The sequence below is a fragment of the Oceanobacillus jeddahensis genome, assembly GCF_000750635.1.
Classification (GTDB): domain Bacteria; phylum Bacillota; class Bacilli; order Bacillales; family Amphibacillaceae; genus Oceanobacillus; species Oceanobacillus jeddahense.
The window spans coordinates 1,414,116-1,431,640 of record NZ_CCDM010000001.1 but is presented as its reverse complement, the minus strand read 5'-3'; the positions used below and the strand labels follow the sequence as shown (position 1 = coordinate 1,431,640).

General features: G+C 36.3%; 16 protein-coding genes. 4 read left to right on the top strand and 12 right to left on the bottom strand.

Going from position 1 to position 17,525, the window contains the following annotated elements; genetic code table 11:
- Positions 1-4: 4 nt before the first annotated feature.
- The 6 genes from BN986_RS06240 to BN986_RS06215 all read right to left on the bottom strand — a co-directional run bounded on the left by BN986_RS06240 (position 5) and on the right by BN986_RS06215 (position 6,658).
- On the bottom strand, positions 5-1,033 hold the full coding sequence (locus tag BN986_RS06240) for a Gfo/Idh/MocA family protein (protein WP_040978786.1): 1,029 nt from the start codon (positions 1,031-1,033) through the stop codon (positions 5-7).
- A 25-nt stretch (positions 1,034-1,058) separates the two neighbouring features.
- Positions 1,059-1,766 (bottom strand): ThuA domain-containing protein, encoded by a 708-nt coding sequence (locus tag BN986_RS06235; protein WP_040978785.1) that lies wholly within the window; start codon positions 1,764-1,766, stop codon positions 1,059-1,061.
- A gap of 122 nt (positions 1,767-1,888) precedes the next feature.
- A complete protein-coding gene (locus BN986_RS06230; RefSeq protein WP_081922155.1) occupies positions 1,889-2,908 on the bottom strand; it encodes a LacI family DNA-binding transcriptional regulator in 1,020 nt (339 codons plus the stop codon).
- Positions 2,909-3,177: 269 nt separating this feature from the next.
- Positions 3,178-4,017, bottom strand: a complete 840-nt coding sequence (locus tag BN986_RS06225; protein ID WP_040978783.1) for a sugar ABC transporter permease — start codon at positions 4,015-4,017, stop codon at positions 3,178-3,180.
- Complete coding sequence (locus BN986_RS06220) at positions 4,017-5,324, bottom strand: sugar ABC transporter permease (protein ID WP_040978782.1); 1,308 nt, start codon at positions 5,322-5,324, stop codon at positions 4,017-4,019. Before BN986_RS06220 ends, BN986_RS06225 begins: the two co-directional genes overlap by 1 nt.
- Before the next feature lie 65 nt (positions 5,325-5,389).
- Positions 5,390-6,658 carry a sugar ABC transporter substrate-binding protein gene (locus BN986_RS06215; RefSeq protein ID WP_040978781.1) on the bottom strand — a complete coding sequence of 423 codons (1,269 nt, stop codon included), beginning with the start codon at positions 6,656-6,658 and terminating at the stop codon, positions 5,390-5,392.
- 274 nt (positions 6,659-6,932) lie between these two features.
- On the opposite strand from BN986_RS06215, the gene BN986_RS06210 reads away from it, so the two are divergent.
- On the top strand, positions 6,933-8,687 hold the full coding sequence (locus BN986_RS06210) for a glycoside hydrolase family 13 protein (protein WP_040978780.1): 1,755 nt from the start codon (positions 6,933-6,935) through the stop codon (positions 8,685-8,687).
- 126 nt (positions 8,688-8,813) lie between these two features.
- Positions 8,814-8,960 carry a hypothetical protein gene (locus tag BN986_RS27320; protein ID WP_187378524.1) on the top strand — a complete coding sequence of 49 codons (147 nt, stop codon included), beginning with the start codon at positions 8,814-8,816 and terminating at the stop codon, positions 8,958-8,960.
- 180 nt (positions 8,961-9,140) lie between these two features.
- Here the strand turns inward: BN986_RS27320 and BN986_RS06205 are convergent, their stop codons facing one another.
- The 3 genes from BN986_RS06205 to BN986_RS06195 form a co-directional block, all read right to left on the bottom strand.
- The gene (locus BN986_RS06205; RefSeq protein ID WP_040978779.1) at positions 9,141-9,380 is read right to left on the bottom strand and encodes an indolepyruvate ferredoxin oxidoreductase subunit alpha; all 240 of its coding nucleotides are present in this window, start codon (positions 9,378-9,380) and stop codon (positions 9,141-9,143) included.
- Between the two features lie 453 nt (positions 9,381-9,833).
- The gene (locus tag BN986_RS06200; RefSeq protein ID WP_040978778.1) at positions 9,834-10,505 is read right to left on the bottom strand and encodes a hypothetical protein; all 672 of its coding nucleotides are present in this window, start codon (positions 10,503-10,505) and stop codon (positions 9,834-9,836) included.
- A 506-nt stretch (positions 10,506-11,011) separates the two neighbouring features.
- Positions 11,012-13,177 carry a DNA topoisomerase III gene (locus BN986_RS06195; RefSeq protein WP_040978776.1) on the bottom strand — a complete coding sequence of 722 codons (2,166 nt, stop codon included), beginning with the start codon at positions 13,175-13,177 and terminating at the stop codon, positions 11,012-11,014.
- A 186-nt stretch (positions 13,178-13,363) separates the two neighbouring features.
- Here BN986_RS06195 and ytaF point away from each other — a divergent pair, with 186 nt between their 5' ends.
- Positions 13,364-13,999 carry a sporulation membrane protein YtaF gene (ytaF, locus tag BN986_RS06190; RefSeq protein WP_040978774.1) on the top strand — a complete coding sequence of 212 codons (636 nt, stop codon included), beginning with the start codon at positions 13,364-13,366 and terminating at the stop codon, positions 13,997-13,999.
- A 109-nt stretch (positions 14,000-14,108) separates the two neighbouring features.
- Here ytaF and BN986_RS06185 read toward each other — a convergent pair whose 3' ends face one another.
- Together BN986_RS06185 and BN986_RS06180 are read right to left on the bottom strand one after the other, a co-directional pair.
- Entirely contained in the window at positions 14,109-14,765 is a 657-nt protein-coding gene (locus BN986_RS06185; RefSeq protein ID WP_040978772.1) for an HAD family hydrolase, read from the bottom strand.
- A gap of 18 nt (positions 14,766-14,783) precedes the next feature.
- The gene (locus tag BN986_RS06180; RefSeq protein WP_040978771.1) at positions 14,784-15,680 is read right to left on the bottom strand and encodes an AEC family transporter; all 897 of its coding nucleotides are present in this window, start codon (positions 15,678-15,680) and stop codon (positions 14,784-14,786) included.
- A gap of 528 nt (positions 15,681-16,208) precedes the next feature.
- On the opposite strand from BN986_RS06180, the gene BN986_RS06175 reads away from it, so the two are divergent.
- A complete protein-coding gene (locus tag BN986_RS06175; RefSeq protein ID WP_040978770.1) occupies positions 16,209-17,069 on the top strand; it encodes a CvfB family protein in 861 nt (286 codons plus the stop codon).
- A gap of 64 nt (positions 17,070-17,133) precedes the next feature.
- Here BN986_RS06175 and BN986_RS06170 read toward each other — a convergent pair whose 3' ends face one another.
- On the bottom strand, positions 17,134-17,418 hold the full coding sequence (locus tag BN986_RS06170; protein ID WP_040978768.1) for a hypothetical protein: 285 nt from the start codon (positions 17,416-17,418) through the stop codon (positions 17,134-17,136).
- Positions 17,419-17,525 lie beyond the last annotated feature (107 nt).

The following is a 17,525-nucleotide window of genomic DNA, read 5'->3' as shown; positions in this document are numbered from 1 at the left end:
TGCGTCACTTCTCCAATAAATAAATTCTTTTCGTTTCCACCGATTCTAAAGCTCCTAAAATAATCGCAAGGGATTTCTTTCCTTCCATCCCATCAATTAATGGAGCAGTATCATTTAAAATGGAATCAATAAAATGATCAATCACATGTGTTGTTGTCTGTCCGCCTTCCTCATTGGACTGAATCGCACCAAGTTCATATTTTACTGTTTCGCCATTCGCATATTGGGCTACTAAGGAATAGGTTGGGTCATCTTCTAAACGTAATGTAGCTTTCTCCCCATAAATAACCGTGGAGTTATCTTCTTTTGCAGTATAAGCCCAGCTTGCTGCTAACGTGCCAATCGTACCTTTTTCTGATTTAAGAATCAGGGTTGCATTATCATCTACATCCGTATTTTGTTTCGCACTTGTTTCCACAAATGCGCCAACTTCTACAAACTCATCCTGTAATAGATAACGGATTAAATCTGCTTTATGTACGCCTAAGTCCCCCATAGCTCCTATGAATGCTTCCCCTTTTTTAAAGAACCAGCTTTCTTTTCCGTCTGCACTCCATCCTTCTGGACCGCCATGCCCGAATGCTGTACGAAAGCTGTAGACCTTGCCAATTGTTCCCGATGCAATCAACTCTCTGGCCTTTTGATGCGAGGAAACAAAGCGCTGATTATGCCCAATCATTAATTTTTTCCCATTTTGTTCTGCAGCTTCAATCATCTGATCTGCTTCTTCTGTAGAGGTTGCCATTGGTTTTTCGCAAAGGACATGTTTACCGGCATTCAGGGCATCCACACTGACCGGAGCATGTAAGTAATTGGGCAGACAAACACTGACAGCATCTATATTCTCTTCTTGTAATAATGTTTTATAATCTGTATATGCTTTTGCTTGATATTTTTCCGCTGCTGCTTCTGCACGTTCCTGAACAATATCACAAACTGCTGTGATTTTCACCTGGTCATTGGCAGCATATTCCGGCAGATGACGGTGTTTTGCGATACTTCCACATCCGATAACTGCTATTTTTAAACTCATTTTTCATCTTCCTCTCTACCTGGATTTATTTTTCAATAGGCTGATAATTCCCATACGTATGCTTTGGCGTATCCTGATTTTTCGCCCACTCCACAGCATTTTTAATCACCTGTTGGACTTCCACCTGATGATACGTCGGATAGGTTTCATGACCAGGACGGAAATAAAATATCTTTCCTCTGCCACGCTTGAATGTCGCTCCACTTCGGAAGACTTCCCCACCAGTAAACCAGCTGATAAAAATTAATTCGTCTGGTGCCGGAATATCAAAATGCTCTCCATACATTTCTTCTTTTTCAATTTCAAAATACTCCCCGATTCCTTTGGCAATCGGATGCGATGGATCGACATTCCAGACACGTTCTGTATCATCTGATTCGCGCCATTTTAAATCACAGCCTGTTCCCATAAGAGATTGAAAGATTTTTGAGAAATGACCGGAGTGAAGAACGATTAATCCCATGCCTTCTAACACACGCTGTTTCACACGCTCTACAATAGCATCCTGTACTTCATCATGTGCCATATGTCCCCACCAGAGAAGGACGTCTGTGTTGTTCAACAATTCTTCTGATAAACCGTGCTCCGGCTCGTCTAAGGTTGCGGTTGTTACGTCGTGTTCCGCTTCTGATAAAAAGCCGGCGATTGCTCCATGAATCCCTTTTGGATAAATGGAGGCAACGGTTTCATTTGTTTTTTCGTGTCGGTTTTCGTTCCATACTACGATGTTCATCGTTGCACTTCCTTTCTCATTTAGTTTGATAGACTGATCGTATAATTACTTTCCTTTTTTAGCTTATATACTCTTATTAAAGAAGTGAAAATGCTGGTAATAGCTCTGCCAACATTTTTTATTCACTTCTTTAAACAAACAGAATCCCGGTAAGCAATATGGTGCGGAATAATAATTCGCTTTTTACTTAGCTTTTGATTCGTACACATTTGAATAATTGCTTTGGCCGATTCTACACCGAGCTCATAAATTTGAATATCAACCGTTGTTAATGCTGGTTTTATAATCTCTGAAAAATAAATGTTATTGAAACTAACTAAAGAGATATCTTCGGGAACTTTGAGCCCGTATTCCTCCAACATGCTAATAACACCTACACTAATTAAATCATCACTTACAACAACTGCATCCGGCTTTAGTTCAAGCCCTAAAATTTGTTCAACAGCTTGCCGGCCACCAGACTTTAGAAACTCTGTATGGATCGTATACTCCTTCAATATAGGTATATCAGCTTCCTTTAACGCCATTTCATAGCTTTTTTGTCGATAAATGGTTACAACGAGGTCAGCGGCACCGCCGATAAAAGAAATCCTTCTGTGACCATTTTCTATTAAATACGTCGTAATATCTTTTCCTGCTTTTACATTGTCATTGTCTACATGAACAATTTCATCCTTATCCCCTGAAGGCTTTCCTACCATAACAAAAGGAAAATTCTTTTCTTTTAAGAAATCCACCACCGAATCATTTAAGCGGGAATAAAGTAATATTATTCCATCCACATACTTTCCTAAAACCATTCTTTCAATTTCTTCAAACTTTTCCTGTTCCGTCTGTCCGGATGATAAAAGTATCGAAAATTGTTTTTGGTGAAAATAAGAACCTATTCCTCTTAAAACTTCCGTGAAAAATGGATTTTGTAAAGACTTGTCCGCTGAAGAAGGCATTATTACGCCGATCGTTTTTGTTGACTGTATTACCAAGTTTCTGGCAGTCAGGTTAGGATGATAACCTAATTCATCCATTGCTGCTCTTACTTTATTTTTTGTCTCCTCACTTATCCTCGAATTATTAGCAATCACTCGGGATACCGTTGAAGGAGAAAAGCCGGTTACTTTTGCTATATCTTTAATCGTAACTATTTCCATCACCTTCTAAGTTAACTTAATTAAAGAAAATATGAAGAAACAGAACCAGCCAATTCAACCTTTTTAAAATTGCACGTATTTCTTCCACTAACATTGTTTGTATATCAGTATATTTTTAAAGCAGCTTTAAATAATACTGACATACTAACAAGATTTTATTTTTTCTAACATAGAATCCATACAGTGGTAGGTGTAAGTTTCTTATATCTTCTATCGTGCTTATGAGTTCTTTCATTGAACTATTTAAAGTAGCATACAACATTTTAGCCTTTTGTACCACCAGAAGCTAAACCAGAAATTAAGAATCTTTGCAGGAATAAATAAATTGTTGCAATTGGTACAGCAATTAATACAGAGCCTGCTGCAAATCTAGTGAAATTATTAGCAAACTGATCATTAATAAAATTGTACAACCCTACAGCCAATGTGTAATTCTCTTCACTGGATAACACAATAGAAGGAAGTAAGAAATCAAATAATGGAGCCATAAAATTAAATAAAGCAACCACTGCCAGAATTGGTTTTGCTAATGGTAAAAGAACACTCCAAAAGATTCTAATTGGTCCTGCTCCATCAATTTTAGCTGCTTCATCCAGCTCTTTTGGAATCGTATCAAAATACCCTTTCACAAGCCAGGCATTAAATGGAATTTGTCCTCCTAAATAAATTAATATTAAACCTGTTAAAGAATCTAATAATCCAATCATATTTAAGAAGATGTATAGTGCTACCATCGCCATCATTACAGGGAACATTTGTAAAAGTAAAAAGATGTATAGTCCATTTTTACGTCCTACAAATTTAAACCTTGAAAAAGCATAAGCAACAAAAGCTGTCAAAACAACACTTCCAATAGCATTGGCAAAAGCAACAATTAATGAATTTTTATACCATAACAGATAATCACTTTCTGGACTGAATAGCCATTGATAATGCTCCAACGAAAAATTATCCGGAATAATACTGGAAGAATATAGACTTGTCCCCTGATTCAGTGACATACCAATTGTCCAAAGAAGTGGATAAAAAATAACAACAGCAACAACGGCCAATATAAGATAAATAGCAGCTACTTCTAATTTAGATTTCAATCTCGAATTCATTAAATATCACCTTCTTCTTTAAAGGATCTAGTTCTGCGGAATTGATAAAAAGCAAATCCAGATACAATTAATCCCATGATAATTGAAATAACAGCTGCCATTGAATAATTATTTGTATCGAAGGTTAATTTATATACCCAAGATATTAAAATATCTGTACCGCCAGCATTCTGTCCTCGAACAGCTGGTCCACCTTCATTAAATAAATAAATGACATTAAAATTATTAAAGTTTTGAGCGTATTGCATGATTAGTAGTGGTGCGGTCGCAAACATGACATGGGGAAACGTAATATTTTTGAACTTTTGAATTCGTGAGGCCCCATCAATATCTGCCGCTTCATACCAATCTTTTGAAATGCTTTGCAGGATCCCTGTAAACAGTGCAAAAATAAAAGGAAATCCAAGCCATGTTTGTACCATAATAATAGCTATACGACTATAGAGTGGATCACTTAGCCAAGCTACTCCATCCCCTCCAAACAAAGGAATAATAATATCTCGGTTAATCGCTCCAAAATCATCGTTAAACATTGCAGCAAAAACAAGAATCGTCACAAATGCCGGTACGGCCCATGGTAAAATTAAAATCGTTCGAATTAATTTCTTGAACCTTAGCCTCTCGTCATTTACTAAGACAGCTAGAAAGAAACCTAAGGCAATCTGTAAAGTTGTAGCAACCACCGTCCAAACAATGGTCCATACGAATACACTGAAAAAGGTTTCTTGCCAAATCGGAACGGTAAATAAATTCTTGAAATTATCCAAACCAACCCAATCCACTAAGTTACGTGGAGGTGAATGATATAAATCATAATTTGTAAATGCTAATAGCAAAGAAAATAATAATGGAAATATAACAACAAAAATCATTAAGAATAGGCCAGGGAACGTAATAATATAAGGAAATGAATAATTATAAACCTCTTTTACAACCTGTTTAAAACTTAAAGGTACCCATCCCTGCTTTATTTTTTTAGCTTGTTTTCTTGCATCCAGCACGTTAAATACATATAGCGTAATAGCTATGACTGTAACAATTAAAGCCAGTACACCCAGTACGAGTAACCGGATCGAATGATCGACTCCCGGAATAGTACCTAATGTACGTAAGCCCCAAAGTCCATAATTTATCGCGTCTAAAAATGCGAATAAAAATGCTCCTTCAATAACAATAAAGATACTTCCTTTAACGTATCTGCGGTTATACAACTGACCCAACCCTGCAAATAAGATAGATAGTATAGTAGCTGTAGTAGGGTTGTGTTTTTGATAATTCTTTTTTGGCTTTTTTTCTGGAGTAGTCAACCTTCCTCCTCCTTTAATATTTAATATGAGTCAATCAAAAAGAGGAGATAAACTCCTCCATTTAATTATTCTCCTCCACCTGCAGACTGTATATTAGCATTAATTTGATCTACAGCTTCTTCTAATACTTCTTGAGCATCTTGGCCTTCAGCTAGAAATTGTAATGCATTTTGCATCGGCTCCCACACTTGAGCCATTTCTGGAGAACTTGGCATCGGAACTCCAAATTCGATTTGTTCAGCAAAGTCTGCATACATCGGATCTTCAATGTTATTTAAAGCCTCTTCATTCGGAGGTAATTCTCCTGCAATATCATAATAAGTTTGCTGATTCTCTTCATTTGTAATAAACATGGCTAAATCTTGAGCCCAATCCTTATTCTCGGAATAATAAGAAACCATCCATGACTTAACCCCTACAAATGTCGCACTTGGTTCATCATTTATTTGTGGAAAAGGCGCAAATTCCAAATCATCACCTAAAGCATCTTCATAAACTGGAATACTCCAAGGCCCATTTATAACTGCTCCTATTTTTCCTTCTGTAAACAAGCCATCAATGACATCTGCATTCGTACCTGCCGGAATTTTTCCAGATCCAAAAAATTCCTGATAAAATTCTCCACCTTCAATGGCACCGTCATTCGCTAAACCAACATCTGTGACATCATAGTCTCCAGCTTCCCCGCCAAATATATATCCACCATAGTTAACCAGGAATGGATAAGCAAAATAAAAATCATTTGGTCTCATTAGAAATCCATATTCATCATTCGAAGCATTTGTATGTTCTTCAAGGATCGCTAAAACATCTTCCATTGTTTCTGGTGCTTCATCCACAATGCTTGTATTATAAAAAATACCATATGTTTCAATAACAGCAGGTAGTCCATATATATCTGTTTCATCATCATAAGTGTAAGTAACAGCATCTACTGCTGCATCTACATATCTATTTAATTCATCATCAGTAACATCAAGAGGTTCCGCTAATCCTTGTGCAACAATATTTCCAATTTGATCATGAGGTTGATAGAATAAATCAGGTCCATTTCCTTCAGGCCCAGCTAGTGATAATTGTTGTAATTGTTCAACCATTGGTTGTCCTTCCACCCTAACTGAAATACCTTCCTGTTCTTCATATTTCTCTACAATCTCGTTAATCGCATCCATTTGTTCATCCTGGTCATTCATCCAAATTACTAATTCTTCCGGCTTCTCTACTTCACCATCTGCACTATCTTCTCCCGGTTCCTCTCTATCAGGTGCACATGCCCCTAAAATCAAAATAAATAAAAAAGAAATCAATGCAAAGAAACGTACTTCCCCTCTCATATTCCCCAACTCCTCTTTTTATTTTGTTATTTGCGCAAACGTTTGCACAACAACTTTAAAATTAATTCTAATCTATTTATTTTATTTTTGCAAGGGCTTACAAAAATATTATCTTTTATTTTATTTTTCTCTTGACTTCTGATCATTATTTTGCAAATAATAGATTTAATTACAATTTTCAACTTACAATTTGAGGGCAATGCTTTGTCATTACAACAACCCCTGTTTTCTGAATTAGAAAACAGGGGTTTATTTATTTTTAAGGAGGAGTTCCATGTTAAAAGAAGCTATTTACCACAGACCAAAAGGGAATTTTGCTTATGCTTATAAAGAGGAAACACTTCATATTCGTTTAAAGACAAAGAAAAAGGATATCCAAAAAGTAAATTTAATTTACGGCGATCCCTACGATTGGAAGCAAAAAAACTGGATTTATAAGAAAGAGCCAATGTCTATCAGTGCTTCCGATGACCTGTTTGATTATTGGTTTATTGAGTTGGATGTTCCGACTCGGCGCTTAAGATATGGTTTTGAAATAAGTAATGAGAAAGAAACGTCTATTTATACAGAAAAAGGATTTTATCCAGAAATCGTAACCGATGATATGTCCTATTATTTCTGTTTTCCATTTATTAATCCGGTTGATATTTTTGAAACGCCTGATTGGGTGAAAGAAACCGTATGGTATCAAATTTTCCCAGATCGATTTGCAAATGGAAATAAGAAAAATGATCCCAAAAACGTGTTGTCTTGGGCTAGTGAAGCACCTGCGTTAGATAATTTTTTTGGTGGTGATTTTGAAGGAATTCTAAACAATTTAGATTATTTAACAGATCTCGGTATCAACGGTATTTACCTGACTCCGATTTTTAAAGCATATTCGAATCATAAATATGACACCATTGATTATATGGAAATTGACCCTCAATTTGGAGACAAAAAAACATTTAAAAAATTAGTGGATGAGTGTCATAAAAGAGGAATCAAAGTAATGCTGGATGCAGTATTCAATCATAGCGGTTTGTATTTCGGACCTTTCCAGGATGTTCTGAAAAATCAGGAAAACTCAAAATATAAAGATTGGTTCCATTTGCATGAGTTTCCGGTGAAGGACGTCTATCCGCCTAATTATGATACATTTGCATATGTTGAGTCGATGCCAAAACTAAACACCGAGAATCCGGAAGTCCGCGATTATTTCTTAGACGTTGCATCATATTGGATTAAAGAATTTGATATTGACGGATGGCGTTTAGATGTAGCTAATGAAGTTGATCATGCCTTCTGGAAAGCATTTCGTAAAAAGGTGAAATCTATTAAACCTGATTTATATATTCTTGGAGAAATATGGCATGATGCACTTCCATGGCTGGAAGGTGACCAGTTTGATGCAGTAATGAATTACCCATTCACTTTAGCAAGTTTAGATTATATTGCAAAAGAGAAAATAGATACGGTCCAATTTGCTAATCGATTATCTGCATCCTATGCCTCTTATACAGAAAATAGTAATGAAGTTGCCTTTAATTTACTAGGTAGCCATGATACTCCAAGAGTACTTACAGAATGTGGCGATGATATCGAAAAGGTTCGCCTCTTATACGCGCTTCTTTTTTCTTTTCCTGGAACACCCTGTGTGTATTATGGCGATGAAATCGGTATGACAGGAGGAGAAGATCCTGAGTGCAGGAAATGTATGGTTTGGGATGAAAAAGACCAAAATACCTCGCTGAAACAATTCGTGAAACAATTTATTGAATTGCGGTTATCTGAAGATGCATTCACTCAAGGAAATCTATCTATTATTCAACCAGATAAAAACGATAATTATTTTCATTTTGTGAGGACGGTTAAAGATTCTTCGGTTCACTTTTTTATTAATCCAACAAATCAACCAGTTAAAGTATCGCTGGATTGTACTTCTTCTAATTACGTTTTGGATTTATGGAATCAAAAAGAGCTAAAAACAAAAGATAATAGTATACAAGTTGAATTATCAGCAAAGGACTTTCTTATTTTGAAGCAATAAAGTAATTTATCTGCTTCATTACTTCCAACGGGGTTCCTTTAGACCAAGCAATCAAAAATCGAAGAACAAATTATATTTTCATTATGCTATCATGGAAGGAAATGATTTATTTGAAGGAGCATCCATATGAAAGTAAAAATGAATGTACAAACCGCTTATCACGGTGATTTATTACGAGCCGGCAAAGAATATGAAATTGACGAAGAAACAGCAAAACGCTGGATTGCCAGTAAGCTGGCTGAGGAAGTTCAAGAGGACGCAACTGATAAATAAATATGAACTTTCTTGCTAAATTGATGGTTTGGCTAGAGGACTGAATTTGTAGGGTAAAAAACCGCTGAGTAGCTGGCAGGATCAGCACTCTTTTACGACCATACCTCATAGAAATAGCCTGCCTGCACTTAAGTGCAGGCAGGCTATTTCTATGAGGTACTCCGGTCAATAGGAAAGTACTTATTTATTCGCAAAAAATTCTTCTGCTTCTTCTAAATACTTCTCTTGATCTGGAGTTAAGTCATACTCCTCTTCAATTGCAGACACAGGACAAACTGCTTTACACGCGCCGCAATCGATGCAAATATCAGGATCAATATAAAATTGCTTGATTCCTTCTTCTATACAATCAACAGGGCAAACGCTGACGCATTCTCCTGCTTTTTCACCTCTGCATGGATCAAGAATAACAAAAGCCATGGAAAGAATACCCTCCTTACATGATTAACATGGTTCACCCTAAATGATAAGACTTTTCATGTATGAAGTAAACTCTTTCACCTTTATTTATTTGTATTTTTTGTGATGTAAACATATATCTTTTGATTACTTATCTTAAATACTTAAATATAGCAAAAAGCATCTAATTTTATATTCTCACCATATTCAATCAACTCCAACATCATGATTTCCCCTTAGGTAGGCTTCCGTCAGCTTAATTGCACTTGTTATAGTAAATGCTTATGTCTTTTCCTTGAACTTTTAACATTATCATACTTACTAAATCAAATGCCAATTCACTTAGTGAGATCCCTTCTGAGTATTACCTCTCATTTGATTGTTCCATTCCGTAAATAATTATCCAGTCATTAAAAAATTTAGCCATTCTCCATTTTAATTCTTTTAAGAATATTATATATATCTTAAGTTATTTTATTTATCTGCCATGTCCGTTCTCGACCTTGCTCGTAAAGTTCTCATCTTATACAAAAGCAATGTTTTGATTAATGATTCGTTATTTTTATGAGTAGCTACTTTATCTATGTAATCAAAATCTTCTGCACTGACCTCTAGTTGACTCACTGGTTTAACAGAATCATAACACACCCATTCATCAAAATAAATTCTCCTATTATCTGTTAAAGTGAATTTGTCTTTCTTGAATATATATATCATTCCTTGTGTCCATGGATTTTTTTCCATAGTTGACTTGTTCAATGAGTAATAGTGATATTTCTTACCTTTATAAACCAAACAACCATTCCTAAAACTGCCCATTAACTTACTTCTATCAAAAACCGCATAAAACGCTGACCAAATAGGATCTGCTGTTGCAAAGACTACTTTAGATGACCTACCATTAAATAGTGTTTGTACCCGTGGCTCAAGTATTTCTATCTTTGTATTATTCGACCCATGAAAAACAAAATCTTCTTTCAGCGCTAAATACTGCAAAAATCTATATTTTTGGAAAGGAATACTTTTAGGATCTAATTGCCCTTGATGCATTTTGAAAATCAATTTATTGTATACTACAATTTCTTCCGGATCAAAATTCATCTTGGGTTGAGGCTTTAGTAAAATTTTCATCAAAATAGAAATCATCGAATTAGATACTCCCTTCCTTTTTGTGCTTTTAATTGATCCAAACTTAACATAATTTGTTTTATTAAAGGAAAGTTAGTTAAATAAGGTAATATCGTAATTGCTTACATTATATTTCAATCAGACAATAAATATATAATACTTTCTATAAATTGTAGCATCTAAGAACCTATAATTCTATTGAACAAATCCCCAGTACATTCTTAACCGAATTTACCTCCCTCATGTCTGTAATTGTATTAGTAAGAAATTCTTAAAATGCCTGTAAACATTCCTTTTGAGTACAAGTAAACAACCTTTGCCTTCATCAGCTGAAATCATGACCACAGTTTCGCCAAAAACGTGTTGTTCCATTTTCATTAAACACCGTTCAAATGATCTTGAAACCTTGTGGAATCAATGGCAAATATAGAGCTTTGATTGATATATCTTTTCTCATCATTTTGCTAAGCATCTTCACAAGAAAAAGTCCCCATTTTTCACGGGGACTTTAGATAATCTGTTTTTTATTTATCTTTTAATTTCGCCAGTGCATCAGCAAGTGCATTATTTTTAAAATCATCCTGTTTTTTCATATATTTATTTACATCTTTTTTGGATACCTTTTGGTTCTTTTCCTTTTCTTTTCTCGCCTGGAAGGTAGAGAGTTTTTCACGATGACCGCAGGAACACATAAACATCTGCCCTTCTCCCTCGCCACGGAGTTCTAAACGCTTGTGACAGTTAGGGCAGCGGGCATTCGTGTATTTTGCGATATTCTTTTTGCCGCCGCAGCTGCGATCCTGACAGACGAGCTTTTTGCCGTGCTTATTTTTTACTTCCAGCATCAGCTTGCCGCATTTCGGGCATTTTGTTCCTGTCATATTGTCATGTTTGAATTTTTCTTCACTTGCTTTAATTTCTTGAACAGCCTGTTTGGTATACGTCTTGATTTCCTTTAAAAAGACATCTTTCTTCAGCTTACCTTCCGCAATTTGCGCCAATTTTTGTTCCCATTCCGCTGTTAAGATAGGAGAACGTAATTTTTCCGGCGCTAATTCTAACAGCTGTCTGCCTGTTGATGTCAGATAAATATATTTTCCTTTTAACTCCATATACTGATTATTGAACAGCTTTTCAATAATATCCGCACGCGTCGCAACTGTACCAATTCCACCTGTCTGCTTCATGGTTTTTACAAGCTCTTGTTTTTTCGTTTCCATGTATTTGGTTGGATTTTCCATAGCCTGCAGAAGGCTTCCTTCCGTAAATCGTTCCGGCGGTGTTGTCTGCCCTTCCTTGATTGTATAGGTGAGCGCAATTTCCTCCCCTTTTGTTACTTGGGGAACATTGGAACGAATGTCCTCTTCATCATCTGCTTGATGCTGGTAAATTTCCTTCCAACCTAGAGCTACAACTCTATTTCCTTTTGCCTCAAAGGTTTCGCCAGCAGCTTCTACGGTAATACTTGTCTGCTCGTATTCATATGGTTTAGAGAGCGCACCTAAGAAACGCTGAACAATTAACTGATAGATTTTCCGCTCCTGATTAGAAAGCGCACTATAGTCTACGGATTCTTCTGTAGGGATAATCGCATGGTGATCGGTTACTTTACTGTTATCCACGATTGCTTTGCTGATTCGCAAATCCTCTTTCACGATTTTACTCGCTGCCTTCGCATATTCATCCACACCACATGCTTTCACACGTTCTTTTAACGTCGATACCATATCCGTTGATAAATGTCTGGAATCTGTTCTTGGATAAGTAACAAGCTTATGCTGTTCATATAATTTTTGCAGAACAGATAAGGTTTGTTTCCCGGAGAATTGATAAATCCGGTTGGCATCCCGCTGTAGATCGGTTAGATCGTACAGTGTCGGCGCATGTTTTTTCTTATGTTTTTTATCCACATGCTGGATATATGCTTTTTCCTTCGATACTTTTGCTTTTAATTTATCCACTGCTTCTTTCGAAAAAATACGGGATTGATTATTTTTATCCTTCCACGTAACTACAAACCCGCCTTTTGTTTTTCCTTGAAGCTGATAATAGGTTTTGGGCTTGAATTGATTAATTTCTTGTTCCCTCATCGCAATCATTTCAAGTGTTGGTGTCTGCACACGGCCGCTGGATAAGGAAGCATTATGCTTCGTAGTTAATGCTCTTGTCGCATTTAAACCGACATACCAATCTGCTTCTGAACGGGCTACAGCAGATTGATACAGATTCCAATATTGATTTCCAGGCTTCAAGTTCCGAAAGCCATCTTTAATTGCTTTATCCGTAACGGAACTAATCCATAGACGTTGAACCGGCTTCTTCACACGAGCTTTTTCAATAATCCACCTGGCAACAAGCTCTCCTTCTCTTCCTGCATCGGTAGCAATAACAATATTACTTACATCTTGACGTGTCATTTGCTGCTTCACCGCTTGAAATTGTTTGCCAGTTTTCTTCATCACAACCAATTTCAAATGGTCCGGAAGCATCGGTAAATCTTCCATGTTCCACGTTTTATACTTAGGATCATACGTTTCAGGATCTGCCAGGGTAACTAAATGTCCCAGCGCCCATGTCACAATATACTGTTTCCCTTCCTGGTAGCCATTTCCTTTTTTATGGCATCCAAGGACTCTTGCTATATCTCTGCCTACAGACGGCTTTTCTGCTAATACCACTGCCTTACTCATTTATATCCCTCATTTTATCAATTTCTAGTCTGTTACTACTTTAACATATTTCCTTCCAATACGTTCAGCAAAGGCACACTTCGCCCTTAAAAACATAGAATATCGTACACAAAATTTATGAAAACGACATGGCTTCATGCTTCTTAGAAGCTTTTACTTGTACTTGATAGAAAGAGGATGTTACCGATGATATATACAGGTATGCTTTTACTCGTTATTGCAGTAAGTCTGGATGGATTTAGTGTAGGTATCACCTATGGAATGAGAAAAATTAAAGTCCCTCTTCTCTCTTTAATTATCATCATGTTTTGTTCTGGGCTAATTGTTTTTCTCTCTATGGAGGTTGGCGATTTCTTGCGTTCCTTCATCTCTCCTCAAGGAGCCAGCATGCTTGGTGGGGGTATTCTTATCTTTTTAGGCTTCTTCTCCCTTATTTCCATGTTTCGTTCAAGAGAAACAGAAGAAGAAAAAAATGGAGAACAGCCTTCCTCCAATGTTAAATTTGAGAATATGAAAACCGTACTCACTCGTCCTAAAGAAGCTGATTTAGATAAGTCCGGTATTATCTCTATTAATGAATCCATTCTATTAGGATTCGCTTTAGCGCTTGATGCATTTGGAGCGGGGATTGGTGCAGCCATGCTTGGATATTCCCCATTAATTACTGCTTTATTAACAGCTGGTATGAGCGGAATCTTTTTATTTAGCGGGATTATGTTCGGAAGTTATTTGTGGAGAATACCTATCTTACAGCGTCTATCCTTTTTACCAGCAGTATTTCTTATTGTTTTAGGGTGCTGGAATATATTTAGCGGCTCTTAGGACGTTAAATGTTGCATTAACGCAATCTTTTAGACCTGAGACATATAAAATCACCGTATAGACAGCAGTACTATACGGTGATTTTTATGATTACATACTTCAGCAAAACTTATTTATGTAAAGTTTTGATTACTTCCTGTAATGGCATATCCGCCATCGAATTTAGTTTTAAATGATAATTTTCAAAAGGTAAAGAAGCCGTAACTGGATTAGGAACAATCACTGTAGGAATATTTATTTCCTGAGCAGCAATCAGCCCATTTAAAGAATCCTCAAAAACAACTGCTTCATGAGATTCCAATTCCAGTTTTTCCAGTGCTTTTAAAAATAGATCAGGAGCTGGTTTAACTCTATCTACCATATCTTTCGTCACGACATGATCAAAATAAGAAAGCAAATTTAAATTGTTTAAGTGCGATGTTGCCCATGAGGTGTGTGAGCTGGTTGCCAGCGCAATTGCTAATCCTGCTTCCTTTGCAGCCTGAAGATAATCATTTACACCTTCTCTGGCTTTTTCATTTCTAATATATTCTGTATGAAGATTTGCTGCTTGATTTTGTATATCTGCTATATTCAACTGATTTCCTAATTCCTTTTGCAAATAAGGATAAAACTGTTTGTCATCTGATCCAACACTTTTCACAAATTCTTCAAGTGGCAATTCAAATTGAAATTGCGATTGAAGCACTTTTTTAAAAGCATGATACCATGCTGTTTCTGTATCTAAAATAAGACCGTCAAAATCAAATATAACACCTTTAATCATAAATTTCCTCCTACCATTTTAAGTAATAATATTCAATAAAACCGTAATTGTAACGACACTGACCACTGTTGAAATAAACGTAATCGTCGATACAAGCTCTGGTTCTGTATCAAATTCAATAGCATACATTGTCGTTGTTGCAGCAGTTGGCATCGCAGAAATAATTATTAAAACCGTACCAATCAACGGATCTACTGGAACGATCCATACGAAAATTGCTGTGAATATTGGAGCAGCAATCATCTTTAAGGTCACAGAAGAAAGAACAACCTGCCAATCAATTTTTAAAGCTGTTAACGAACCTAACTGCATTCCCAGCATCACCATCATCACCGGAATAGCTGCATTACCTACCATTTCTAATGTAGAATGAATATAGTCTGGTATCGCAATCGATTGTAATGAAAAGAAAAATGCAAAAATCGCAGCATAGGTAGTCGGCATTTTTACTATATTTTTCAATGCCCGCTTCATCCCACTCGTACTTCTTGATGCATAATAAACACCAAAGAAATTATTCTGCAATGCTTGAATGACCATGATAAAAATGGCATATGGCACCGCAGCACTGCCAACACTGTATAAAACAACCGGAAGACCATAGTTTCCAGAGTTCATAAAGCCCGTTGAAAGAATGGCGGCACTCTCTTTATTTCCATCCCAGCGAAAGATTTTTGCTAACATTTTATTGATAAATACCATCATATAAAACAATACGAACATAAAAATTAAAATAACTAAAAATCCTTGATCGAATTCTGCATCATATAACGTTACAAATACAAGCGCTGGGGAAAGAATATACAGACAGACTGCAGAAACTGACCTTACATCCAGTACACGAATACGCTGCAAAACAAATCCGGCTGCAAATACAGCCATAATTGGTAGAATAACTTCAATAAATAATAACATATGTACCTCTCCACGTTTTCATCAATTAATTCAAGTGTATCATATGGCGTCAACCGGATTTGAGAATGATTTCCAAAAAAAACGTTTTCGTATTAAAAGTTGACAAATCAAAAGAAAGCGTGCATAATGATGAAGTTAACAGTAACAGCTGTGATTTGGCATTCTGTGAAGCTTTTTGAAAATGCTTATTCACACTGGCGCGACTAAGGGGTCGCAAGGATGCAGCAGAAGGTTTGGGGCTGCATTGCTTAAGTTAGAAAAGATTAATTTAGAATATTTACCGCGGACAATTCCGTATGCGTTATACGGATAGTTGGTCAGCATATCTAACTGACCATATAGCTCAAATGAGAAAAGAATTCATTTCTTCTCATCTAACTATCAGTTTAAAAAGAGGCATCAGCCGAAATTTTTTGAACTTCTATGAAAATTAATTTTAATATCACGTGTTACTTTAATCATAAAGGGGTACTCTTTAAATAGAGTATCCCTTTTCCAAATTTCAACTGTTTTGAAAGGAGCATCTATATGCCGACAAACTTACCAATAGGGTCCATTATTGCCATGACCGTTTTACGGAAAATAGATACCGGATATGTTTTATCTGCTTACGGAGAAGAAGTTTTGCTTCATCATAATGAAACAGAATCAGTCTTAGAGGTAGAACAATCTGTTGACGTTTTTCTCTATTTAAATAAAAAAGGACAAGTAAATGCGACTACATATTTACCTTCTGTTACCCTCGGATTATATGATTGGGCGGAAGTTGTAGGTGTCGTTCCCCGCTTGGGTGTTTTTGTAAACATCGGTACCTCCAAGGATATTCTTGTCTCCAAAGATTCCCTGCCTTTATTCCAGGAAAGCTGGCCACGCTCTGGAGATCGTTTATATATCACATTACAGCTGGATAAGAAAGGACGCTTGTTGGGAGTTCCTGCCTCAGAAAATATTATTGCAAATAACGTTTTCGCAGCACCAGATAATTTAAACCGGCAAACCATTATTGGTACCGTGTATTATACCAATAAAGAAGGTGCAGCTATTATTACAAGTGAAGGTTACCGGGGCTTTATCCATCGAACGGAGAGAAAAGAAGAACCCCGCGTTGGGCAGGTCGTTGAAGGCAGAGTAATTGCTGTCAAAGAAGACGGTTCTATTAATGTATCCCTGCGTCCATTAATACAAGAAAGTTTATCAGAAGATGCAGAAGCTATTTTAGAACATTTAGAAGCAAATGATGGAGTTATTCCTTTTCATGATAAAAGCGATCCGGAAGAAATCCGGGCAACTTTTCAAATTAGTAAAGCAGCCTTCAAACGTGCAGTAGGGACTTTACTGAAACAAGAGAAAATCAAACAGGAAAATGAACAAATTATTAAAATTGATTAGTTGGTTCCCTATAAAAAAATAAAAGCAATGTCTGCGTTTTTCTCACAGGCATTGCTTTTATTTTTTATGCTGCTGCATTTTTGTATGCGTCCATAACTGCTGATATAATGAATCCGATTGCTCCTGCAAACATACAAGCAATTCCGATTCCACCAAATCCGGCTCCTGCAAAATCAACTTTTGGTGCGATTGATGCTACAAGAATTAATAAAATTCCCACAAGTGCCAAAAATAGATTTGGATAGTAACCAGCATGGGATTCTTTGGAAGTCATTTTAACAAGAAAAATACTAATAAGTGCTGTAATCGCTGTTAAAATAGCTCCGAATGTGATAACCGCTTCTACCATTTCCTCACCCCGCCATGATTTAATTATACTACTTTTAGTCTACAATTGAAAAATCAGAAAGTCAATATACATCTCCCCTGTCAGCGATAATTCATTAGAAAACTTCA